Below are 22,858 nucleotides of genomic sequence, written 5' to 3' on the forward strand. Positions count from 1 at the left end.
GAGGCGTGGATGGGACGAGTAGCGTCGTACGCAGCCAGGAGCGACCCGGGGACGGTGGAAGCCCGGGGGCGAGCGCGTCGTGAAGATCACCCGGAGCCGTCGGAAGAAAGCCGCAGGGCGAGTAGAACCGGCATCGCGACCCCAATGAGGGGGTCACGGGCACGCGCCCGGGGCCAAGGAGGGTGGTACCGCGGGAGCCGATGAGGCCCTCGTCCCTCCGACGGAAGTGGAAAACGTCCGCCGGAGGAAGTCCGCCCATGACATCGCCGCAGTACCACCAGGTACCCGCCCAGGTCGACCTGCCCGCGCTGGAGCACGCCGTGCTCGATTTCTGGCGCGACAGCAAGGTCTTCGCCAAGAGCCTCGAACAGTCCGAGGGCCGCCCCGAGTGGGTCTTCTACGAGGGCCCGCCCACCGCCAACGGCATGCCCGGCGCCCACCACATCGAGGCCCGCGTCTTCAAGGACGTCTTCCCCCGCTTCCGGACCATGCAGGGCTACCACGTCGGCCGCAAGGCCGGCTGGGACTGTCACGGGCTGCCGGTCGAGCTCGCGGTCGAGAAGGAGCTGGGCTTCAACGGCAAGAAGGACATCGAGGCGTACGGCATCGCCGAGTTCAACGCCAAGTGCCGTGAGTCCGTGACCCGCCACACGGACGCGTTCACCGAGCTCACGACCCGCATGGGCTACTGGGTCGACCTCGACGACGCGTACCGCACGATGGACCCCGAGTACGTCGAGTCGGTGTGGTGGTCGCTGAAGGAGATCTTCAACAAGGGCCTGCTGGTCCAGGACCACCGCGTCGCCCCCTGGTGCCCCCGCTGCGGCACCGGCCTCTCCGACCACGAGCTGGCGCAGGGGTACGAGACGGTCGTCGACCCGTCGGTCTTCGTCCGCTTCCCCCTCACGTCCGGCCCGCTGGCCGGCCAGGCGTCCCTCCTCGTCTGGACGACCACCCCCTGGACCCTGGTCTCCAACACCGCCGTCGCCGCGCACCCCGACGTCAGCTACGTCGTCGCGACGAACGGCGAGGAGAAGCTCGTCGTCGCGCAGCCGCTCGTCGAGAAGGCGCTGGGCGAGGGCTGGGAGACCACCGGCGAGACCTTCACCGGCCGCGAGATGGAGCGCTGGACCTACGAGCGCCCCTTCACCCTGGTGGACTTCCCGAGCGTCGGCGAGGGAAGCAACGGGCACAGCCCCGCCGAGGCGCACTACGTCGTCAACGCCGAGTACGTGACGACCGAGGACGGTACGGGTCTGGTCCACCAGTCCCCCGCCTTCGGCGCCGACGACCTCCTGGTCTGCAAGGCGTACGGCCTGCCGGTCGTGAACCCGGTCCGCCCCGACGGCACCTTCGAGGAGGACCTGCCGCTGGTCGGCGGCGTCTTCTTCAAGAAGGCCGACGAGACGCTCACCGAGGACCTGGCCGCCCGCGGCAAGCTCTTCCGGCACGTCCCGTACGAGCACAGCTACCCGCACTGCTGGCGCTGTCACACGGCGCTGCTCTACTACGCGCAGCCGTCCTGGTACATCCGCACGACCGCCGTCAAGGACCGGCTGCTCCAGGAGAACGAGAAGACCAACTGGTTCCCGGACTCGGTCAAGAACGGCCGCTTCGGCGACTGGCTGAACAACAACGTCGACTGGGCGCTGTCCCGCAACCGCTACTGGGGCACCCCGCTGCCGATCTGGCGCTGCGAGGACGGCCACCTCACCTGTGTCGGCTCCCGCGCCGAGCTCGGCGAGCTGACCGGCGCCGACCTCTCGGGCCTCGACCCGCACCGCCCGTTCATCGACGAGATCACGTTCACCTGCTCGCACGAGAACTGCCAGCTGGAGGCGTACCGCGTCCCCGAGGTCATCGACGCCTGGTACGACTCGGGTTCGATGCCGTTCGCGCAGTGGGGCTACCCGTACAAGAACAAGGAACTCTTCGAGAGCCGCTACCCGGCGCAGTTCATCTCGGAGGCCATCGACCAGACCCGCGGCTGGTTCTACACGCTGATGGCGGTCGGCACCCTGGTCTTCGACAAGTCGTCCTACGAGAACGTGGTCTGCCTGGGCCACATCCTCGCCGAGGACGGCCGCAAGATGTCCAAGCACCTGGGCAACATCCTCCAGCCCATCCCCCTCATGGACCAGCACGGCGCTGACGCGGTGCGCTGGTTCATGGCGGCCGGCGGCTCCCCGTGGGCGGCGCGCCGCGTCGGCCACAACACGATCCAGGAGGTCGTCCGCAAGACCCTCCTGACGTACTGGAACACGGTCGCCTTCCAGGCCCTGTACGCCCGTACGTCGAACTGGGCCCCCTCCGCGGCCGACCCCGCCCCGGCGGACCGCACGGTCCTGGACCGCTGGCTGCTGAGCGAGCTGAACGCGCTGGTGGACCAGGTCACGCAGGCCCTGGAGGGTTACGACACCCAGCGCGCCGGCAAGGTCCTGTCCGCCTTCGTCGACGACCTCTCCAACTGGTACGTACGCCGCTCGCGCCGCCGCTTCTGGCAGGGCGACAAGGCGGCGCTGCGCACCCTCCACGAGGTCATCGAGACGGTGACCCGGCTGATGGCCCCGCTCACCCCGTTCATCACCGAGCGGGTCTGGCAGGACCTGGTCGTCCCGGTCACGCCGGACGCCCCCGAGTCGGTCCACCTCTCCGGCTGGCCGAAGGCCGACCCGGCGGCGATCGACCCGTCCCTCTCCACACAGATGGCACTGGTGCGCCGCCTGGTCGAGCTGGGCCGCGCCACCCGTGCCGAGTCCGGTGTGAAGACCCGCCAGCCGCTGTCCCGGGCCCTGGTCGCGGCGGCCGGCTTCGAGTCGCTCTCCCCCGAACTGCGTGCCCAGATCACCGAGGAGCTGAACGTCTCCTCGCTGGCCTCCCTGTCCGAGGTCGGCGGCTCGCTGGTCGACACGACGGCGAAGGCGAACTTCCGGGCGCTCGGCAAGCGGTTCGGCAAGGGTGTCCAGGCGGTGGCCAAGGCGGTCGCGAACGCCGATGCGGCGGCCCTCTCGCTGGCCCTGCGCGAGGGCACCGCGTCGGTCGAGGTGGACGGCGAGACGGTCGCCCTCGCGCCGGACGAGGTGATCATCACCGAGACCCCGCGCGAGGGCTGGTCGGTCGCGTCCGACTCGGGCGCCACGGTCGCCCTGGACCTGGAGATCACCCCGGAGCTGCGGCGCGCGGGCCTCGCCCGTGACGCGATCCGCCTCATCCAGGAGGCCCGCAAGAACAGCGGCCTGGACGTCGCCGACCGCATCGCCGTCCGCTGGACGTCGGCCTCCCCCGCCACGGTGGAGGCCCTGACCGAACACGCCGCCCTGATCGCGGACGAGGTCCTGGCCCTGGACTACGCCCAGGGCGAGGCGGACCCGACGTACGGCGAGCCGTTCGAGGACGAGGGCCTGTCCCTGACGTTCCGCCTCCGCAAGACGGATCAGTAACCCGCGCACACCGGGAGGGCCCGGCCGGACCGATGTCCGGCCGGGCCCTCCCGGTGTTTCACCGGTCTCCCAGCGCCGCGATTCCAGCCCCTCCCGCTCTCACCCCTCCAACCCGTCCGGCGTCCCCTTCGGCGAGCCCGGCGTCCCCTTCAGCCCCTCCGGCGATCGAGGGGCGGGGTCCGGGGCAGAGCCCCAGGTCCGGGAAGGAGCGAGGAGGGGAACAGCCCCGCGCAGCGGCCCGCACCCCACAACACCCGCACCGGCACCACCCGCAAAGCGACCCGTCCCGCCCCGCGCACGGCAAAAGGGCCGGGCCCCGGGGAAACCCCGGGGCCCGGCCCTCAGCCTGCCGACGGCTACGCGCTCATCGCGCGCACCCGGCTCAGTTGTCGTCCTCGTCGATCAGGAACCCGCGCATCGGCGACGGAGCCTGCTGCATCGGCTGCGGCGCCTGCGGCCGCACCGGCGCCATCGGCTGGGTCATCGCCGGCGACATCTGCTGCTGACCACCGTACGAGGGCCCACCGCCCATGGACGGGGCGCCGCCCATCGGCTGGTTGCCGTGGTTGCCGCCCATGGTGTGGCCCATGGCACCCGCACCGGCCGGAGCCAGCGAGGGCGACGGCGGCAGCGAAGCGGTCGCGGGAGTCCGCGGCGGAGCCAGCGAGTCGTCCGCCTGGGTCTCCAGCTGACGCAGCTGGCTCTCCAGGTAGGACTTCAGACGGGTCCGGTACTCACGCTCGAAGCCACGCAGATCCTCGACCTTGCGCTCCAGCGTCGCGCGGGCCGACTCCAGCGAGCCCATCGCCACGCGGTGCTTCTCCTGCGCGTCCCGCTCCAGGGCGTCCGCCTTGGCACGGGCGTCGCGCTCCAGGCCCTCGGCACGGCTGCGCGCCTCGCCGACGATCTTGTTGGCCTCGGAACGGGCCTCCGCGATCGCCTGGTCGGCGGTCTGCTGCGCGAGCGAGAGAACACGGGCGGCGCTGTCGCCACCGGGGCCCTGACCGGGCTGCTGCATCTGCGGCTGCTGCATCTGCTGCATCTGCTGCTGCGGGGCGTGGCCACCCATGGGGCCGCCCATCGGGCCGCCCATGGGGCCGCCCTGCATCGGACCGGGGCCGTGCGGGCCCTGCGGACCGGGGCCGTGCGGGCCCTGGGGACCAGGACCGTGACCGCTGGGACCGGCGGGCAGCTGCGGAGCACCACCGGGCAGCTGGGGGGGACCCATCTGCGGGGGCTGCTGCTGGACCGGCGGACCCGATATGGCGGCGGGCACAGGTGCCCCGGGCCGGTCCTGCGGCTCCGGCTTGCGCATGCCCTGCTGCTGGTTCTGCGCGGCGGCACGCGTGGCGGCGGCCAGCTTCGCGCGCAGGTCCTCGTTCTCACGGAGCAGGCGGGTCAGCTCGGACTCGACCTCGTCGAGGAAGGCATCGACCTCGTCCTCGTCATAGCCTTCTCGGAGGCGGACGGTCGTGAACTGCTTGTTCCGCACGTCCTCAGGAGTCAGCGGCATCTCTTCTTCACCTCTACGTAGTCGTCGGCAGTCGGCAAGACCGTATCGCTCACAGCCTGATCACGATGCTGATCAGGATGTAGACGATGATCATCAGAACGAAGAAGGACAGGTCGAGTGCCACGCCCCCGAGACGCAGCGGCGGGATGAATCGCCGCAGAAGCTTGAGCGGTGGATCGGTGACAGTGTAGGTGGCCTCAAGTATGACCACCATCGGCTTGCCGGGCTGCCATGAACGTGCGAACTGGAAGACGTAGTCCATGACCAGCCGGAAGATCAGCACGATGAGGAAACACATCAGCGCGATATAGACAACCTGCAGTGCGACGCCCATTTCGCGCTTCCCTCTCCCCTGGCTCTCGTAAGCTCCGGCCTCGCGGCCGGGTCGTTCCCGGTGTCGTGTTCTCAGCTCTGGTTGAAGAATCCGCCCTCAGCGATGCGGGCCTTGTCCTCCGCCGTGACATCGACGTTAGCAGGCGACAACAGGAACACCTTCTGCGTCACGCGCTCAATGCTGCCATGGAGACCGAAGACGAGTCCTGCGGCAAAGTCGACAAGTCGCTTTGCGTCCGTATCGTCCATCTCCGTGAGATTCATGATCACCGGAGTGCCCTCACGGAAGTGTTCCCCGATGGTACGGGCCTCGTTGTAGGTCCTGGGGTGCAACGTGGTGATGCGGTAGGGCTCCCGCTCGGACACGACCTTGGGCATGATCACCGGTGCGTTCTTCTCCATGTTCGGGCGTTCAGGTGTGATGGATGCCACGGGTGCGATCCGGGCGGGTCGCTCTCTTTCCACCGGGATCTGAACCGGCTCCCGCTGTGCGGGAGGCTGCACCGCTCGCACCGGTTCGTCCCGTTCCCGGTCCCGCTCCACCTGATGCGCGGGCTGGTGCCGCCGCCGGTCGCGCTCGGGCTCCGGCTCGGGTTCGAATTCGTCGTCGGGGTCGAACCCCGGACCGTCGTACCCATCGTCCTCCACGAGGCCGAGGTAGACCGCCATCTTGCGCATCGCGCCGGCCATGCTCTGAGTCCTCCGCTCTGTGGTGGATCGGCATCTGTCACCAAGTGCCCCGCGATCCACTGAGGCCTGCCCGCCATGGGCGGGAATGACCATATTTTCTGCTGTGGTCCGACCTGCTTGGCGACGTTACCCGAGCCCGGGTCGGACTCCGAGTACCGCCGTACCGACGCGCACATGTGTCGCTCCGGCCGCGACCGCGTCCTCGAGGTCCGCGCTCATTCCCGCAGAGACCATGTTCGCAGCCGGATGGTTCCCGCGCAGGCGGGATGAGAATTCCATCAGCCGGTCGAAGGCGGCCCGTTGCCGTCCCGCGTACGGCCCGGCGAGCGGTGCGACAGTCATCAGACCGCCGAGCCGCAACCCGGGCGCGGCGTCGACCGCGGCGGCCAACTCCTCGATCCCGTCCGGCGCGACGCCACCCCGGTCGCCCCGCTCGCCGCTCTCGGCGTCGAGCGCCACCTGGATGAGACAGCCGAGTTCGCGTCCCTCGCGCACGGCGGCGGCCGAGAGTGCCGTGACCAGTCTGACCCGGTCCACCGACTGCACGACATCGGCATAACCCGCCACAGAACGAACCTTGTTCGTCTGCAATTGACCGACAAAGTGCCATGTCAGCGACAGATCCGCGCATTCGGCTGCCTTGGGCGCCGCGTCCTGGTCACGATTCTCTGCGACATGACGTACACCCAGTTCGTGCAGAATCCGCACATCGCTCGCCGGATAGGTCTTGGTGACCACGATGAGGGTCACTTCCTCCCGCCCGCGACCGGCGGCGGCACAGGCGGAAACAATGCGTTCCTCCACCCGCGCCAGATTTTCGGCGAGTTGAGCCTTACGGTCCGTCATGCCCTATCAGTCCAACCAGACATATCCGGCGAGCCGCCCGGTGGTGCGGTCGCGGCGGTACGAGAAGTGGTCACTCGATTCGAGGGTGCAGACCGGCGAGGCCCGCCGGTCCACGACCCCGAGTGCTTCGAGCTGGGCATGGACCCCGGCGGTGACGTCCACGGCCGGAGTGCCCCAGCTGGTCTCGGACCAGGCGGCCGGGACGCTCCGGGCCACTTCGGCCCGCATGTCGGCCGGGACCTCGTAGCAGCGTCCGCAGACCGCCGGCCCGGTGCGGGCGACGATCCGGGAGGTGTCGGCGCCGAGCCCGACCATGGCCTCGACCACGGCGGGGACGACCCCGGCGACCAGGCCCGGACGGCCCGCGTGCGCCGCGGCCGCGATACCGGCGACCGGATCGGCGAGCAGTACGGGGGTGCAGTCGGCGGTGAGCACGGCGAGCGGGAGCCCGCGCCGCGCGGTCACCACCGCGTCCACCGCGGGGATCTCCGGGGCATCCGTCCACGGCCCCTCGACGACCGCGACGTCCCGCCCGTGCACCTGGTTCATCCAGACGACCCGCGCCGGATCCAGGCCGAGGGCCCGGGCGGCACGTTCGCGGTTGGCCAGAACGGCGGCGGGGTCGTCTCCGACCGCGCCGCCGAGGTTGAGCTCCTCGTACGGAGCGGCGCTCACTCCGCCCCACCTGTCGGTGAAGGAGAAGTGGGCGCCGCCCGCCGAGGACCGTGCGTGGTGCTGAGCTATCACTTCAAGAAGTCCGGAACATCCAGCTCTTCGGCCTGCGAGTCCTGGTACGCGGGACGGGCCGGCGGGACGTGCGGCGCGCTGACCGGCGGCAGGTGGGTCTCGCTCGCCACCGGTACGGGCTCCGCCTGGGCCGACGGCTCCTCGCGGATGGGCACGGAGCCCAGTCCACCGCCCTGACGCACGGGCTCCGGGGTCCGGACCGGCGCGGCCGACTCCTCGCGCTTGGCGGAGTTGGCGCCCAGGACGTTCTCGCGCCGGGCCGGCGGCTGCCCGCCGTCGAAGCCCGCGGCGATCACGGTGACGCGTACCTCGTCGCCCAGTGCGTCGTCGATGACCGCGCCGAAGATGATGTTCGCCTCGGGGTGCGCCGCCTCGCTCACCAGCTGGGCGGCCTCGTTGATCTCGAAGAGACCGAGGTCGCTGCCGCCGGAGATGGAGAGCAGGACACCGCGGGCGCCGTCGATGGACGCCTCCAGGAGCGGCGAGGAGATCGCCATCTCCGCGGCGGCCACCGCGCGGTCGTCGCCGCGGGCCGAGCCGATGCCCATGAGCGCCGATCCGGCCTCGGACATGACCGACTTGACGTCGGCGAAGTCGAGGTTGATCAGACCCGGGGTCGTGATGAGGTCGGTGATGCCCTGGACACCCGAGAGCAGCACCTGGTCGGCCGACTTGAAGGCGTCGAGCACGCTGACCTGGCGGTCCGAGATGGACAGCAGCCGGTCGTTGGGAATGACGATGAGGGTGTCGACCTCTTCGCGGAGCTCGGCGATGCCGTCCTCCGCCTGGTTGGCGCGCCGTCGGCCCTCGAAGGTGAACGGGCGGGTGACCACGCCGATCGTCAGGGCGCCGAGCGAGCGCGCGATGTTGGCGACGACGGGTGCGCCGCCGGTGCCGGTGCCGCCGCCTTCTCCGGCGGTGACGAAGACCATGTCGGCCCCCTTGAGGACCTCCTCGATCTCCTCACGGTGGTCCTCTGCCGCCTTGCGACCGACTGCCGGGTTGGCGCCGGCGCCAAGGCCGCGGGTGAGTTCACGGCCGACGTCGAGCTTGACGTCGGCGTCGCTCATCAACAGGGCTTGCGCATCCGTGTTGATCGCGATGAACTCGACGCCCTTGAGACCGACCTCGATCATTCGGTTGATGGCATTGACACCACCGCCGCCGACACCGATGACCTTGATGACTGCGAGGTAGTTCTGCGGTGCTGCCACGTCGAAGGCCTCTCGCCTCGAGTTACGTGTCGTCGCTTCGCGGTAGTCCCGCCGCGACGACGGATGCCGATTGGGGCGGTCCGAAACGCCGACCCAAACCCTAACGTTGAAGTTTAGGGTTACCAGTGTGTCTGCTTCATGGACTCTTCCGAACAGGACACTAAGTCGACAAGTGGCGCACGTTCAACGAACACGCCGAACCTCCCGTTTTTCTTTTCACCCTATGTGATCACCCGTAGCGCTGACCAACCAGGGTGCTGGCCAGGCCAAATGTGCGTCAACTGCCCGACGCCGCAGGGGCGGTGGGCGCACTCACGTCGAAGTGTCCCGCTTTGGGTGCGGCTTTCATGAGTGCGGTGAGAACTCTCGCCTTCACCGGACCCCCTTCGCCGCTGCCCCAGATCACCGTGCGCCCCCGGGTGAGCTCCAGGGAGATCGAGTCGTACGAAGTGACCCGTACGACCTCGGTGTCCTTGGCGACAGCACCCGGAAGTCCGCCCGCGACCCGGACCGCTTCCCGCACCAGCCGGTCCCTGCCGAAGCGGCGCAGACCGGCGGACCGATCGGGTTTCAGTTCCAGCAGGGGTACGCGTCCGGGCGACTTGTCCACAGTTGCGAAATGCACGCCTTTCGCGTCCACTTCGATGAATTTCGCACCCTTTTTCACCAACAGGACCGGCTGTCGTTCCGTCACCTTAAGTCCGATTCCGTGCGGCCATGACCGTACGACATCCACGGAATCGATACGAGGCAACTTCTGGCGCAATCGCGCGGCGATGGCGTCGGTGTCGACGGAGACCAGCGGGGCCCCGATCGGGACCGCCGCGGCGGCCTCCACCTCGGCCGGTGTCAGTACGTCGACACCGGTGGTCCTGACCTGTTCGGCCCGGAGCCAGGACGAGCCGTAGAGCGCCCACACGACACCGGAGGCGAGCAGCAGCACCAGCAAGCCGCTCACGATCAGGGTTCTGCGACTGGGCAGTCGGCGCCCTTCGGGGCGCGGGCGCGGCGGGCGGGCCGGGGAGTCCTTCCGCTGCCCTGTGCCGCGCTGGGCGGTCGTCGGTCCGGCCACGCTCGCTCCTTACGCCGGGTCCGGGGGCGCCGCCCCCGGACCCGTCCGCCTCACGCGCCTCGGCGTGCGGCAATCGCCTCGTACACCATGCCGACGAGCAGGTCGTCGGCGTCCCGGCGGCCGAACTCGGCGGCGGCGCGGGACATCTCGTACAACCGGTGCGGATCCGCGAGCACCGGCAGGACGTTGCCCTGCACCCACTCGGGGGTGAGCGCCGCGTCGTCCACCAGCAGACCGCCGCCGGCGTTGACCACCGGCTGGGCGTTGAGCCGCTGTTCGCCGTTGCCGATGGGCAGCGGGACGTAGGCGGCGGGGAGCCCGACGGCGGAGAGTTCGGCGACGGTCATCGCGCCGGCACGGCAGAGCATCATGTCGGCCGCGGCGTACGCGAGATCCATCCGGTCCACGTACGGTACCGGGATGTAGGGCGGCATCCCGGGCATGTTGTCGACGCGCGGCAATTCGTTCTTCGGTCCGACCACGTGCAGGATCTGGATGCCGGAGCGCTGCAGCAGCGGAGCGACTCTCTGGACCACCTCGTTGAGGTGGCGGGCGCCCTGCGAGCCGCCGGAGACCAGCAGCGTCGGCAGGTTGGGGTCGAGACCGAAGGCGGCACGCGCCTCGGGGCGGACCCGGGCCCGGTCCAGGGTGGCGATGGTGCGGCGCAGCGGGATGCCGATGTAGCGGGCGCCGCGCAGCTTGCTGTCGGGGGTGGAGACGGCGACGCCGTGGGCGTACCGCGAGCCGATCTTGTTGGCCAGGCCGGGGCGGGCGTTGGCCTCGTGGACGACGATCGGCACACCGGCCCGCTTGGCGGCGAGGTAGCCGGGCAGGGCGACGTAGCCGCCGAAGCCGACGACGCAGTCCGCCTTGGTGCGTTCCAGGATCTGCTCGGCGGCCTTGATGGTGCCGCGCAGCCGTCCCGGGACGGTGATCAGTTCCGGGGTGGGCTTGCGCGGCAGCGGCACGGCCGGGATCAGGGCGAGTTCGTACCCCCGCTCGGGTACGAGCCTGGTCTCGAGTCCGCGCTCCGTGCCGAGGGCAGTGATTCCCACGGTCGGGTCCTGCCTGCGCAGGGCGTCCGCGAGGGCAAGCGCGGGCTCGATGTGGCCGGCGGTCCCCCCACCGGCGAGTACGACATGCACCGAAATTCACCGCTCTCCGGACGGACGCTTCTTGACGCGCCGTCTCATCGTCTTCCATCTCACCCCGGGCCTCCGCATGGCCAGGGCCGCCTTCGCTGCGGGATCCTCTCGCGCGAACGCGATCAGCAGCCCGACGGCGAACATGGTCGGCAGCAGGGCCGATCCTCCGTAGGAGAACAGCGGGAGCGGGACACCGGCGATCGGCAGCAGGCCGAGCACCGCACCGATGTTGATCACGGCCTGCACCGTGATCCAGGTGGTCACACCTCCCGCGGCGTACCTCACGAAGGGGTCCTCCGTGCGTCCGGCCACGCGGATACCCGCATAGCCTAGAGCCGCGAAGAGGGCGAGTACCGACAGCGTCCCCGCCAACCCCAGTTCCTCCCCGGTGATGGCGAAGATGAAGTCGGTGTGCGGTTCAGGTAGTTGGCCCCATTTTTCCACACTCGCACCGAGTCCGGAACCGAACCATCCGCCGGACGCCAGAGCATAGATCCCGTGCACCGCCTGCCAGCAGGAGTCGCCCGGTCCGGGCTCGCTGGCGCCGATGCAGGCGAGCCTGGACATCCGGTTCGGACTGGTCTTGATCAGCACGAAGGCGATCAGCGCGGCGAAGCCCAGCACCCCTCCGAAGAGCCGGGTGGGCGCCCCGGCCAGCCAGAGCAGTCCGAACAGGATCGCGGTGAGAATGATCGCAGTTCCCATGTCGCCGCCGAGCATGATCAGCCCGAGGAGCATGAAGGCGACGGGGACGAGCGGGACGAGCAGGTGTTTCCACTGCGTCAGCAGTCGTTTGTCCTGTTTGCGGGCGAGCAGGTCCGCGCCCCACAACACCAGGGCGAGCTTGCCGAATTCGCTGGGCTGGAGCTGGAAGGGGCCGCCCAGGTAGAGCCAGTTCCGGTTGCCGTTGACCGACATCCCTATCCCGGGCACCTGGACCAGCACCATCAGGAAGACGGTTCCCATGAGCAGCGGGTAGGCGAACGCCCGGTGCAGTTTGGCGGGCATCCGGGCGGCCAGCGCCATCAGTCCGGCGCCGATGACGGCGGCGAGGAACTGCTTGCGGAAGAAGTAGGTTCCCGGTTTGTCCAGCTCCAGGGCCTTGATCATCGAGGCGGAGTAGACCATCACGAGGCCGAGCACGGTGATCAGCAGGCCTGCGCCCAGGATCAGGTAGTAGGCGGTCAGAGGGCGGTCCCAGGCCCGGCGAACCCGCTCGTGGATCCGCCGCACGCCACCGCGGGGCGAGCGGGGAGCACGCGGGCCGCCGGTCGAGCGCCCCTTGGAGCGCGGCACCGTCGGGCGCCGGGAGCCGGTGGCCGCTCGGACCCGCAGGACGGGGCCGAGCGCCGCCGGGGCGCCCGCTCCCGCTCCCACGAGCAGTGGCGGGGCGATTGCCCGGCTGATCGCCGCGGTGGCCCGTGAGCGGTCCCCACGGGGTCCGGCAGAGCTCTCTTCGGCCCGCATTGTCGCTGTCCCCTCCACTGCTTCGTGCGCGGAGGCCGGGCCCGTCAGGCGCTCTCGGCAGCGAGCGCGCGGACCGCGTCCGCGAACGCCTCGCCCCGCTTGTTGTAATTGACGAACATGTCCATCGAGGCGCAGGCCGGGGCCATCAGTACGGTGTCTCCCGGCCGGGCGAGCCGTGCCGCCTCGCGGACCGCCTCGGACATCGCCCCAGTGTCGGTCCGGCCGAGGTCCACCACCGGGACCTCGGGGGCGTGTCGCGTGAGGGCTTCACGGATCAGCTCCCGGTCCCGGCCGATCAGTACGACGCCCCGCAGCCTTCCCCTGGCCCCGGTCACCAGCTCGTCGAAGGTGGCGCCCTTGGCGAGGCCGCCGGCGATCCAGACGATCGGGTCGTAGGCCGCCAGGGAGGCCTCGGCGGCATGGGTGTTGGTGGCCTTGGAGTCGTCGACGTACGCGACCCGGGCGACGTCCGCGACGTGCTCGATGCGGTGCGGGTCGGGGCGGAAGGCCCGCAGTCCGTCGCGTACGGCCGCGGGCTCGACGCCGAAGGCGCGGGCCAGGGCCGCCGCCGCGAGGGCGTTGGCGATGTTGTGCGGGGCCGGCGGGTCGACGTCCTTGACCTCGGCGAGCTCCTGGGCCTGCTTCTGCCGGTTCGCCACGAAGGCGCGGTCGACGAGGATGCCGTCGACGACGCCCAGTTGGGACGGGCCAGGGGTGTTCAGGGTGAAGCCGATGGCCCGGCAGCCCTCCTCGACGTCGGCCTCGCGGACCAGGTCCTCGGTCGCCGGGTCGGCCGCGTTGTAGACGCAGGCGACCCGGTTCCCCTCGTAGATCCGGCCCTTGTCCGCGACGTACGCCGCCATGGAACCGTGCCAGTCGAGGTGGTCCGGGGCCAGGTTGAGGACGGCGGCGGAGTGGGCGCGCAGCGAGGGTGCCCAGTGCAGCTGGTAGCTGGACAGCTCCACGGCGAGCACGTCGTACTCCTCGTCGCCGAGGACGGCGTCCAGGAGGGAGACGCCGATGTTGCCGACGGCCGCGGTGCGCAGCCCGGCCGCCTGAAGGATCGAGGCGAGCATCCGTACGGTCGTGGTCTTGCCGTTGGTGCCGGTGACCGCGAGCCAGGGTGCCGCACCGGGGCCCCGCAGCCGCCAGGCGAGTTCGACGTCGCCCCAGACGGGGACGCCCGCCTCGGCGGCTGCGGTGAAGAGCGGCTTGTCGGGCTTCCAGCCCGGGGTGGTGACGATGAGCTCGGTGGACTCGGGCAGGGTCGCCCCGTCGCCGAGGCGCACGGTGATCCCCTGCGCCTCCAGCTCCGCGGCCTGCGTACGGGAACGTTCGTCGTCCCCGTCGTTGACCACCGTGACGACGGCCCCGAGGCCGCGCAGCACCTTGGCCGCGGGGATCCCGGAGACCCCGAGTCCCGCGACGGTGACGTGCTTGCCCTGCCAGTCCTGGTTGCTCACTTCTCGGCTGCCCATCCCGCGTAGAAGAGTCCGAGTCCGACGATCACGCACATGCCCTGGATGATCCAGAAGCGGACCACGACAAGGACTTCGGACCACCCCTTGAGTTCGAAGTGGTGCTGGAGCGGCGCCATGCGGAAGACCCGCTTGCCGGTCATCTTGAAGGAACCGACCTGGATGACCACGGACATGGTGATCATCACGAAGAGGCCGCCGAGGACGGCCATCAGGAACTCGGTGCGGGAGCAGATCGCCAGACCGGCGAGGGCGCCGCCGAGGGCCAGGGAGCCGGTGTCACCCATGAAGATCTTGGCGGGCGAGGTGTTCCACCACAGGAAGCCGAAGCAGGCGCCCATCAGCGCGGAGGCGACGACCGCGAGGTCGAGCGGATCGCGTACCTCGAAACAGGCGTTGGGGTTGGTCAGGGTGTCCGCGTTGGCGCAGGACTCCTGGAACTGCCACAGCCCGATGAAGGTGTACGCGCCGAAGACCATCACCGACGCACCGGTGGCCAGGCCGTCCAGACCGTCCGTCAGGTTCACACCGTTGGACATGGCCAGAATCATGAACAGGGCCCAGACGACGAACAGCACCGGGCCGATCGACCAGCCGAAGTCCGCGACGAACGACAGCTTGTCGGAGGCCGGGGTGTTGCCGCGGGCGTCTGCGAACTGGAGCGAGAGCACCGCGAAGGCGATGCCCACGATCAGCTGGCCGGCCATCTTCGCCTTGGCCCGCAGCCCCAGCGAACGCTGCTTGACGATCTTGATGTAGTCGTCGAGGAAGCCGACGAGGCCCATGCCGGCCATCAGGAAGAGCACCAGCACGCCGGAGAATCGCATCTCCTCGCCGGTGATCAGCTTCGCCGCGACGTACGCGATGATCGTCGCCAGGATGAAGGCAATACCGCCCATGGTGGGCGTGCCCTTCTTGGACCCGTGGGTGCGCGGGCCGTCGTCCCGGATGAACTGCCCGTATCCCTTGCGGGCCAGCAGCTTGATCAGCAGCGGAGTCCCGACCAGGGTCAGGAAGAGCCCGATGGCCCCCGCGAAGAGGATCTGCCTCATCGGCCGGTGACCTCGCCCTCGGACGCGTTCTCCAGCAGTGCCATGGCGACCTGCTCCAGGCCGACCGACCGGGACGCCTTCACCAGCACGACGTCTCCCGGGCGCAGTTCACTGCGCAACAGGTCGACCGCGGCCTGTGCGTCGGACACGTGCACCGACTCCTCACCCCACGAACCCTCGTTGTATGCGCCCAGTTGCAGCCAGGAGGCCTCTCTGCCCCCGACCGCGACGAGCTTGCTGACGTTGAGCCGGACGGCGAGCCGTCCGACCGCGTCGTGCTCGGCGAGCGAGGCGTCGCCGAGCTCGGCCATCTGGCCGAGCACCGCCCACGTACGACGGCCCTTCCCCATGGCGACCAGCGCGCGCAGCGCGGCTTTCATGGATTCGGGGTTCGCGTTGTAGGCGTCATTGACGAACGTCACGCCGTCCGGACGCTCGGTGACCTCCATGCGCCAGCGGGAGAGGGTGCCCGCCTCGGAGAGCCCTTCGGCGATCTCGTCTGCGGACAGGCCCAACTCATGGGCGACGGCGGCCGCGGCGAGCGCGTTCGACACGTGGTGCTCACCGTACAGGCGCATGGTCACGTCGCTGCACCCGGTGGGTGTGTGGAGCTGGAAAGCGGGGCGTCCGTCGTCGGTGAGACGGACCTTCTCGCCCCGTACGTCCGCTTCCGCGGCTTCCCCGAAGAGCAGCACCCGGGCCTTGGTGCGGGAGGACATGGCGCGTACGAGCGGGTCGTCGGCGTTGAGTACGGCGACGCCGTCCTCGGGCAGCGACTCGACCATCTCGCCCTTGGCCTGTGCGATCTGCTCCCGGCCGCCGAACTCGCCGATGTGGGCGGTGCCGACGTTGAGGACGAGGCCGACGCGGGGCGGGACGAGTCCGGTGAGGTAGCGGATGTCGCCGATGTAGCGTGCACCCATTTCGAGGACGAGGTGGCGGGTGTCCTCGGTGGCGCGCAGCGCGGTGAGCGGCAGACCGATCTCGTTGTTGAGGTTGCCCGCCGGATAGACGGTGGGCCCCTTGCGTTCGAGGAGCTGGGCGATGAGGTCCTTGGTGGAGGTCTTGCCCGCGGAGCCGGTGAGCGCGACGACGGTGGTGCCGAGGCGGCCCACGACGGTGCGGGCGAGCGCGCCGAGTGCGGCCACGACGTCGTCGACGACGATCGCCGGAACACCGACGGGGCGGGTGGCCAGCACGGCTGCCGCGCCCGCCTCGACGGCGCGCTGCGCGTAGTCGTGGCCGTCGACCCGCTCACCGGCGAAGGCGACGAACAGACTGCCTTGCTCCACCTTTCGGGAGTCGATGACGACGGGCCCGCTGACGATTGCTGCCGGATCGGGTATGTCGTGCGACTGCCCGCCGACGATTTCGGCGATCTCGGCGAGGGAAAGGGCGATCACTTGGTCATCCCTGACTGTTGTTCTCGTGGGTGTGGGCGCGGTGGTCGGCGCTCTCGGTGCGCTCGTGCCCCGTGGAGCGCTCGATGGCCGCGCGCAGGACCACGCGGTCGTCGAAGGGGCGTACCACGCCGTGGATGTCCTGGCCCTGCTCGTGGCCCTTGCCGGCGATCAGCACCGTGTCACCGGGCTCGGCGCGGGCGACCGCGGCGGCGATGGCGGCGGCCCGGTCGGCGTCGACCAGGACGTCGCCCCGCTCGTCGACGGGCACCTCGGCGGCGCCCGCGAGCATTGCGGCGAGGATTTTGAGGGGGTCCTCGGAACGGGGGTTGTCGGAGGTCAGTACGGCGGTGTCGGCGAGGCGGGCCGCGGCCGCGCCCATCGGGCCGCGTTTGGTCGTGTCGCGGTCGCCGCCGCAGCCCAGGACGATGTGCAGCCTGCCCTTGGTGACCTTGCGCAGGGAGCGCAGCACGGACTCGACGGCGTCGGTCTTGTGCGCGTAGTCGACGACCGCGAGGTACGGCTGTCCGGCGTCGACCCGCTCCAGCCGGCCGGGCACACCCGGAACGGCCGCGACCCCGTCGGCCCCGGCCTGCGGGTCGATGCCCGCGACGGCGAGCGTGACGATCGCGGCGAGGGTGTTGGCGACGTTGAACGGGCCGGGCAGCGGGGCCTTGGCGGCGATCCGCTCGCCCTGGGGACCGACGGCGGTGAACGTCGAGCCGAGCGGCCCGCTCTCGACGTTCTCGGCGCGCCAGTCGGCGTCCGGGTGCCCCTCGGCGGAGAAGGTGACGACCGGGACGGACGCCTCGCCGATCAGCCTGCGGCCGTACTCGTCGTCGAAGTTGACGACGCCCCGCCTGCTGCGCCGCGGGGTGAAGAGCTGTGCCTTGGCCTGGAAGTAGTCCTCCATCCCGGAGTGGAACTCCATGTGTTCCGGGCTGAGGTTGTTGAAGACCGCGACGTCGAAGACGCAGCCGTCGACCCGGCCGAGCACCAGGGCGTGGCTGGAGACCTCCATGGTCACCGAGTCGACGCCGCGCTCGCGCATGACGGCGAACAGGGCCTGCAGGTCGGTGGCCTCGGGGGTGGTGCGCTCGGACTTGATGCGCTCGTCGCCGATCCGCATCTCCACGGTGCCGATGAGCCCGGTGGCGCGTCCGGCGCCGCGGAAGCCGCCCTCGATCAGATAGGCGGTGGTGGTCTTGCCGGAGGTTCCGGTGATGCCGATCTGGAGCAGACCGGCGCCGGGCCGTCCGTAGATGTCGGCGGCGAGCTCACCCATCTGGCCGCGCGGGTCCTCGGTGACCAGCACCGGGAGTCCGGTGGCCGCGGCACGCTCGGCGCCCGCGGGGTCGGTGAGGATCGCCGCCGCGCCGAGACCGGCCGCCTGGGCCGCGAAGTCGGCGCCGTGGAGGCGGGCGCCCGGCAGGGCCGCGTAGACGTCGCCGGGGCGTACCGCCCGGGAGTCGTGGGTGATGCCGGTGACCTCTCCGGTTCCCGGCGGCTCGACTCCCAGCCGGGCCGCCAGTTCGCCGAGCGAGGTCGGTCCGATCCGGTCCGGGCGGGGCGCTCCCGGGTAGTTCACAGGGGCGGCCTTCTGGGTGGTTTGGAACTGATCAGCGTGGGGCACGGCGGTGAGCGTACCGGGCGTACCCGGCCTCTCGCGAAGTGAGGGGCCGGGGTTCCGGTGGTTCCCGTTCCGGTTCCCGGGATCGGGCGTGATGGTTGTCACTGGATGGTTTCCCCGAGTTCACTCGCCGGGATCGAAGGACACCGGCAGCCTGGCCGGCCTGCTGCCGGATGGTGGGGTCTGGAGGGTCTTGAGCGCGAACTCCATGACCTGCTTGTAGATCGGTCCGCAGATCTGGCCGCCGAAATAGCTGCCCTTGGTCGGGTTCTGGATCGCGCAGTAGACGGTGATCTGCGGGTTGTCGGCGGGTGCGAAGCCCGCGAAGGACGCGGTGTAGCCGTGGTAGCCGCCGCGCACCGGGTCGACCCGGTTGGCCGTACCGGTCTTGCCCGCCACCCGGTATCCCGGGATCTTGGCCTTCGTTCCGGTGCCCTCCTCGTCGCCGACCACCGACTCCAGCATGGCGGCGAGCGACTTGGCGGTCTTCGCGCTGACCACTCTGGTCCGCTCGGGTGGATCGGCGGCCTTGAAGTGGCCGTCGGCGCCCTTGGTACCGCGTACCAGCGTGGGCGCGATACGGACCCCGCCGTTGGCGATCGTCGAGTAGATGGAGGCGGCCTGCATGGCGTTGAGCGAGAGGCCCTGGCCGAACGGGATCGTGTACTGCTGCGAGGTCGACCAGTCCTCGGGCCTGGCCAGGATGCCGGGGGTCTCGCCGGGATAGTCGAGCCCGGTCGGCGAGCCGATCCCGAACTTGCGCAGGTAGGAGTAGAGGACCTTGTTGGCCTCGGCCTGGGTCCTGCCCAGTTCGCCGGTGGCCAGGATGGTGCCGATGTTGCTGGACTTGGCGAGTACGCCGTTGAGCGTGAGGTACCAGGTGGCGTGGTCGATGTCGTCCTTGAAGAGCCGGTCGCCGCGGTGCAGCCGGTTGGGGACGGTGACATGGGTGCCCGGGGTGGCGGCCCCCTCCTCCAGCACGGCGGCCATCGACATCACCTTGCTGGTGGAGCCGGGCTCGTAGACGTCCTGGAGGGCCGCGTTGCCCAGCGACGCCGCGTCGGCCTGCGAGAGGTCGTTGGGGTCGAAGCCGGGCGCGTTGGCCATGGCGAGGACCTCGCCGGTCCGGGCGTTCTGGACGACCACGTAGCCGCGGTCGGCCTTGGACTTCTTCACCTGGTCGCTGATGGCCTGCTGGGCGGCCCACTGGATGTCGCGGTCGATGGTCAGCTCGATGTCGGCCCCGGGGACGGCCGGGACCTCCTTGGTGCCTGCGGTGGGTACCCGCCGGCCGCCCGCCTGGGCGTAGCTGATCTTGCCGTCCTCGCCCGCGAGCTCCTTGTCCAGCTGCGATTCGAGGCCGCCCGCGCCCTTGCCGTCGGCGTTGACGTAACCCAGTATCCCGGCGGCGAGGCCCCCGTTGGGGTAGACCCGTTTGGTGGTCGCCTCCTGGAAGATCCCGGCGAGGACATTGGCTCCGGCACCTCCGCTCGCCCGGTCCTTGCCCGCCTTCTCGGCGAAGACGGACTTGAGGTCCTTGATCTGGTTCCAGACCTGCGGGGTCTGGCGGCGGGCCAGGACGACGTAGCGGCCCTTCCCGGACAGCTTCCGGGTCAGCTCGGTGGCGTCGGTGCCGAGGATCGGGGCGAGCAGCGCCGCCGCCTGCTGGGGCGCGTCGGGGGCCTTGCTGAACTCGGGCGTGAACATCGACGGGTCGGCGGTGATGTTGTACGCGTCGACGCTGGTGGCCAGGGCGATCCCGCTGCGGTCGGTGATCTCGCCGCGCTCGGCGGAGATCGTGTAGCTGAGGTAGCGGTTCACCTTGGCCTTGGCCGCGTACGCGCTGGCGTCGACGGCCTGGACCTGGAGCAGCCGGACGACGAACGTCAGCATGACGAGGGTCAGGGCGAGGCTGACCAGACGGAGCCGGGGGCGCGGGTTGCCGAGCCGCAGCGGACTCCCGGTCCGGCCGCGGGGCGGGTGGGGGCGCCGTGCCGGGGAGGACGGGCGGCGGGCCGCGGGCCGCGGGCGCCCCTGCCCGCCTGCGCCGCTGCGCGGGCGCGCGGGGCCGGGGACCCGGCGGCGCGGTGGATCCTTGGGCGGCACTGCGTCACCTGCCGGGGCTCGTCGGGGGCTGGTCTGCCGGGGTACGCGGCCCGGCGGGCGGGCTCGCGGAGGTGCTGGGCGACGCGGCGGTGCCCTGGGCGGTGGTGGGCGGCGCGGTCGCGGGGGGCGCCGCCGGCGTACTGCTCTTCGCCGGAGGCGGGGCGGGGACGGGCTCGGCGGTGGTCTCGGCGGGTACGCCGTGGACCGTGCCGTCCGGATTCAGGAAGGCGGGGCTGCCGCCGGGCACCATGCCCAGCTCGCGGGCGCGCCGCTCCAGGGCGTCCGGCTCGGAGTAGTTGTCGACGTCGTGCTGGAGGGCCTGCTGCTCGTCGGTGAGCTCGGTGGTCCGCTTCTTCAGCTCGCTCAGCCTGAACGACCCTTCGTTGAGGGCCGAGTTGAGCACCAGGAGGGTGATCAGGCCGCCGCCGAGCAGCACCACGACCAGCAGGACGAAGGGGGTACGGGCCGCGTTGCTGGGCCCGGACGGCATCAGCCGGGCGAGCCGCGCGGCGCGCCCTTTCAACTGCCCGGCCGGTCCGCTCACCGCGCCGCCCCGTGCGCCGCCGGTTTCCGGGTCCCCGGTCGCCGGACGCTCATCGTTCCTCCTCGCGGATCCGCTGGGCGCCGCGCAGCCGGGCGGGGGCGGCGCGCCGGTTCTCGGCGACCTCCTCCTCGGTGGGCAGTTCCGCGCCGCGGGTCAGCAGCTTCAGCCGGGGCTGGTAGCGCTCGGGGACCACCGGCAGTCCGGGCGGTGCCGTGGTGGCGGCGCCCGCCGCGAACACCTGCTTGACCAGCCGGTCCTCCAGCGAGTGGTACGAGAGGACGGCGATGCGGCCGCCGACCGCGAGGCTCTGCACGGCGGCCGGAATGGCCCGCTCCAGGACGGTGAGCTCGCCGTTGACCTCGATGCGCAGCGCCTGGAAGGTCCGCTTGGCGGGGTTGCCGCCGGTGCGCTTGGCGGCCTGGGGCAGCGAGTCGCGGATCAGCTCGACGAGCCGGGCACTGTTGCTGAACGGCTCCTTCTCGCGCTCGCGCACGATCGCCGAGACGATCCGCTTGGCCTGCTTCTCCTCGCCGTACGCCCGCAGGATCCGGACCAGTTCGCCCGGCGGATAGGTGTTGAGCACCTCGGCCGCGCCGATGCCGGTCGTCTGGTCCATCCGCATGTCGAGCGGGGCGTCCTGGGCGTACGCGAATCCGCGGTCGGCCTCGTCCAGCTGCATGGAGGAGACGCCGAGGTCGAACAGGACGCCCTGGACCTTCGGGATGCCGAGCCTGTCGAGCACCTCGGGCAGTTCGTCGTAGACCGCGTGCACCAGAGTGGCCCGGTCGCCGTACGGGGCGAGCCGCTCGCCGGACAGCCGCAGCGCCTCCTTGTCCCGGTCCAGCCCGATCAGCCGTACGGAGGGGAAGGCGGAGAGCAGGGCCTCGCTGTGCCCGCCGAGGCCGAGGGTGCAGTCGACGACCACGGGCGCCTGCGGGCCAGGCGCTTCCAGAGCCGGGGCCAACAGGTCCAGGCACCGCTGGAGCATCACCGGGACGTGTCGGGTCTGGCTCATGCGCCCTCTCAGGCTCAGGTCCCGTGTGGCCGCACGTACGGCCTGGTCCCCGCCCGCTCAGAAGGGGAGGTCGGCAGGCGCGGGGAAGGAGCGCCGGCCGGCCGGCGAGCGGGAGAGGGCCGGGCCCGTACGTACGCCGCACACACAGGGGAATTCTACGGAATGTGCAGGGTGTCGGTAACTTCCCGTCACTTTAGTCCACCCTGCCATTCGATCGATTCCCGATCAATCAACCCGGCTGCGCGTCGCCCGGCCCCCCGGTTCACCCGCCCGGACGCACGGTGTGAGGCTTGTGGGTTACCTCACAACAAGTCTCGTTGACGTTCTTTGTCCCTTCCCACAGCACGACGGACGCAGGTGCGGAAGCTAACGTCATAGCCATGTCGACTTCCGCGCAATCCCCCGCCGGGCCTGCCGCCCCGGCCCCCTCCGGAGACACGGTCACCGACCGCCTCGTCGAGGCGAACGTCCGGTACGCCGCCGATTTCGAAGACCCGGGCATGGACGCCAAGCCGGTGCTGCGTGTCGCCGTGGTCGCCTGCATGGACGCCCGGCTCGACCTGCACGACGCGCTCGGCCTGGCGCTCGGCGACTGCCACACCATCCGCAACGCGGGCGGCGTGGTCACCGACGACGTGATCCGTTCGCTGACCATCAGCCAGCGGGCCCTCGGCACGCGCAGCGTCATACTGATTCACCACACCAACTGCGGCCTGGAATCGATCACCGAGGAATTCCGCCAGGAGCTGGAGGTGGAGGTCGGCCAGCGTCCGGTCTGGGCGGTCGAGGCGTACAAGGACGCCGACCAGGACGTACGTCAGTCGATGCAGCGCGTGCGCACCTCGCCGTTCCTGCTGCACACGGACGACGTCCGCGGCTTCGTCTTCGATGTGACCACCGGCCTGCTGCGGGAGATCCTCCCCGCCTCCTGACCGGCCGGACACCGCCCTCCCGGAACCGAAAACCCCACCGAAACCGGCATTTCACCCCCACTTGTCCACAGGCGAGTGACACGAAGCGGTAACGGCAACAAGAATGCCCGTGTGACATCCCGCCGGACGTGTCCGGGAGTGGTGTCCATGTTTCGGGGTGGGCCGGACCGCTGTGTGCGCGTCGGCCCGTGAATGGGGTATCCCCTGCTCCTGGTGAGCGTGGGGCAGGGCCGA

Annotated in this window: 18 protein-coding genes; 2 read left to right on the forward strand and 16 right to left on the reverse strand. The window is 70.5% G+C overall.

Annotation, left to right across the window (positions count from 1 at the left end):
* Positions 1-257 precede the first annotated feature (257 nt).
* Positions 258-3,440 carry an isoleucine--tRNA ligase gene (gene ileS / locus ACWCPY_RS07875; RefSeq protein WP_451263460.1) on the forward strand — a complete coding sequence of 1,061 codons (3,183 nt, stop codon included), beginning with the start codon at positions 258-260 and terminating at the stop codon, positions 3,438-3,440.
* A gap of 382 nt (positions 3,441-3,822) precedes the next feature.
* Here ileS and ACWCPY_RS07880 read toward each other — a convergent pair whose 3' ends face one another.
* The 16 genes from ACWCPY_RS07880 to rsmH all read right to left on the reverse strand — a co-directional run bounded on the left by ACWCPY_RS07880 (position 3,823) and on the right by rsmH (position 21,692).
* Positions 3,823-4,953: a DivIVA domain-containing protein gene (locus tag ACWCPY_RS07880; protein WP_451263461.1), complete on the reverse strand. Its 1,131-nt coding sequence runs from the start codon at positions 4,951-4,953 to the stop codon at positions 3,823-3,825.
* Positions 4,954-5,002: 49 nt separating this feature from the next.
* The gene (locus tag ACWCPY_RS07885; protein WP_072483208.1) at positions 5,003-5,287 is read right to left on the reverse strand and encodes a YggT family protein; all 285 of its coding nucleotides are present in this window, start codon (positions 5,285-5,287) and stop codon (positions 5,003-5,005) included.
* Positions 5,288-5,358: 71 nt separating this feature from the next.
* A complete protein-coding gene (locus ACWCPY_RS07890) occupies positions 5,359-5,976 on the reverse strand; it encodes a cell division protein SepF (protein WP_136206845.1) in 618 nt (205 codons plus the stop codon).
* Between the two features lie 126 nt (positions 5,977-6,102).
* Positions 6,103-6,822 carry a YggS family pyridoxal phosphate-dependent enzyme gene (locus ACWCPY_RS07895; protein ID WP_362443732.1) on the reverse strand — a complete coding sequence of 240 codons (720 nt, stop codon included), beginning with the start codon at positions 6,820-6,822 and terminating at the stop codon, positions 6,103-6,105.
* Between the two features lie 6 nt (positions 6,823-6,828).
* Complete coding sequence (gene pgeF, locus ACWCPY_RS07900) at positions 6,829-7,569, reverse strand: peptidoglycan editing factor PgeF (protein ID WP_451263462.1); 741 nt, start codon at positions 7,567-7,569, stop codon at positions 6,829-6,831.
* Positions 7,566-8,783, reverse strand: coding sequence for a cell division protein FtsZ (ftsZ, locus tag ACWCPY_RS07905; protein WP_451263463.1), 1,218 nt, complete (start codon positions 8,781-8,783; stop codon positions 7,566-7,568). The genes pgeF and ftsZ overlap by 4 nt, the downstream gene beginning before the upstream one ends.
* A 277-nt stretch (positions 8,784-9,060) precedes the next feature.
* Entirely contained in the window at positions 9,061-9,855 is a 795-nt protein-coding gene (locus tag ACWCPY_RS07910; RefSeq protein ID WP_451263464.1) for a cell division protein FtsQ/DivIB, read from the reverse strand.
* A 50-nt stretch (positions 9,856-9,905) separates the two neighbouring features.
* Entirely contained in the window at positions 9,906-11,000 is a 1,095-nt protein-coding gene (gene murG, locus ACWCPY_RS07915) for an undecaprenyldiphospho-muramoylpentapeptide beta-N-acetylglucosaminyltransferase (RefSeq protein ID WP_124718176.1), read from the reverse strand.
* Between the two features lie 6 nt (positions 11,001-11,006).
* On the reverse strand, positions 11,007-12,467 hold the full coding sequence (ftsW, locus tag ACWCPY_RS07920) for a putative lipid II flippase FtsW (RefSeq protein ID WP_451263466.1): 1,461 nt from the start codon (positions 12,465-12,467) through the stop codon (positions 11,007-11,009).
* 44 nt (positions 12,468-12,511) lie between these two features.
* Complete coding sequence (murD, locus tag ACWCPY_RS07925) at positions 12,512-13,945, reverse strand: UDP-N-acetylmuramoyl-L-alanine--D-glutamate ligase (RefSeq protein WP_451263467.1); 1,434 nt, start codon at positions 13,943-13,945, stop codon at positions 12,512-12,514.
* Positions 13,927-14,997, reverse strand: a complete 1,071-nt coding sequence (gene mraY, locus ACWCPY_RS07930) for a phospho-N-acetylmuramoyl-pentapeptide-transferase (RefSeq protein WP_451263469.1) — start codon at positions 14,995-14,997, stop codon at positions 13,927-13,929. The genes murD and mraY overlap by 19 nt, the downstream gene beginning before the upstream one ends.
* Positions 14,994-16,400, reverse strand: a complete 1,407-nt coding sequence (locus ACWCPY_RS07935) for a UDP-N-acetylmuramoyl-tripeptide--D-alanyl-D-alanine ligase (RefSeq protein WP_451263470.1) — start codon at positions 16,398-16,400, stop codon at positions 14,994-14,996. Before ACWCPY_RS07935 ends, mraY begins: the two co-directional genes overlap by 4 nt.
* 4 nt (positions 16,401-16,404) lie before the next feature.
* Positions 16,405-18,132, reverse strand: coding sequence for a UDP-N-acetylmuramoyl-L-alanyl-D-glutamate--2,6-diaminopimelate ligase (locus tag ACWCPY_RS07940; protein ID WP_451263471.1), 1,728 nt, complete (start codon positions 18,130-18,132; stop codon positions 16,405-16,407).
* Between the two features lie 18 nt (positions 18,133-18,150).
* Entirely contained in the window at positions 18,151-20,133 is a 1,983-nt protein-coding gene (locus ACWCPY_RS07945; protein ID WP_451263473.1) for a penicillin-binding transpeptidase domain-containing protein, read from the reverse strand.
* Between the two features lie 4 nt (positions 20,134-20,137).
* The gene (locus ACWCPY_RS07950) at positions 20,138-20,677 is read right to left on the reverse strand and encodes an FtsB family cell division protein (protein WP_451263474.1); all 540 of its coding nucleotides are present in this window, start codon (positions 20,675-20,677) and stop codon (positions 20,138-20,140) included.
* A 49-nt stretch (positions 20,678-20,726) separates the two neighbouring features.
* A complete protein-coding gene (gene rsmH / locus ACWCPY_RS07955; RefSeq protein WP_189540817.1) occupies positions 20,727-21,692 on the reverse strand; it encodes a 16S rRNA (cytosine(1402)-N(4))-methyltransferase RsmH in 966 nt (321 codons plus the stop codon).
* Positions 21,693-22,072: 380 nt separating this feature from the next.
* Between rsmH and ACWCPY_RS07960 the strand changes: the two genes are divergently transcribed.
* The gene (locus ACWCPY_RS07960) at positions 22,073-22,624 is read left to right on the forward strand and encodes a beta-class carbonic anhydrase (RefSeq protein ID WP_451263476.1); all 552 of its coding nucleotides are present in this window, start codon (positions 22,073-22,075) and stop codon (positions 22,622-22,624) included.
* Positions 22,625-22,858: the final 234 nt, after the last annotated feature.

Source organism: Streptomyces sp. NPDC002403 (genome assembly GCF_053593015.1).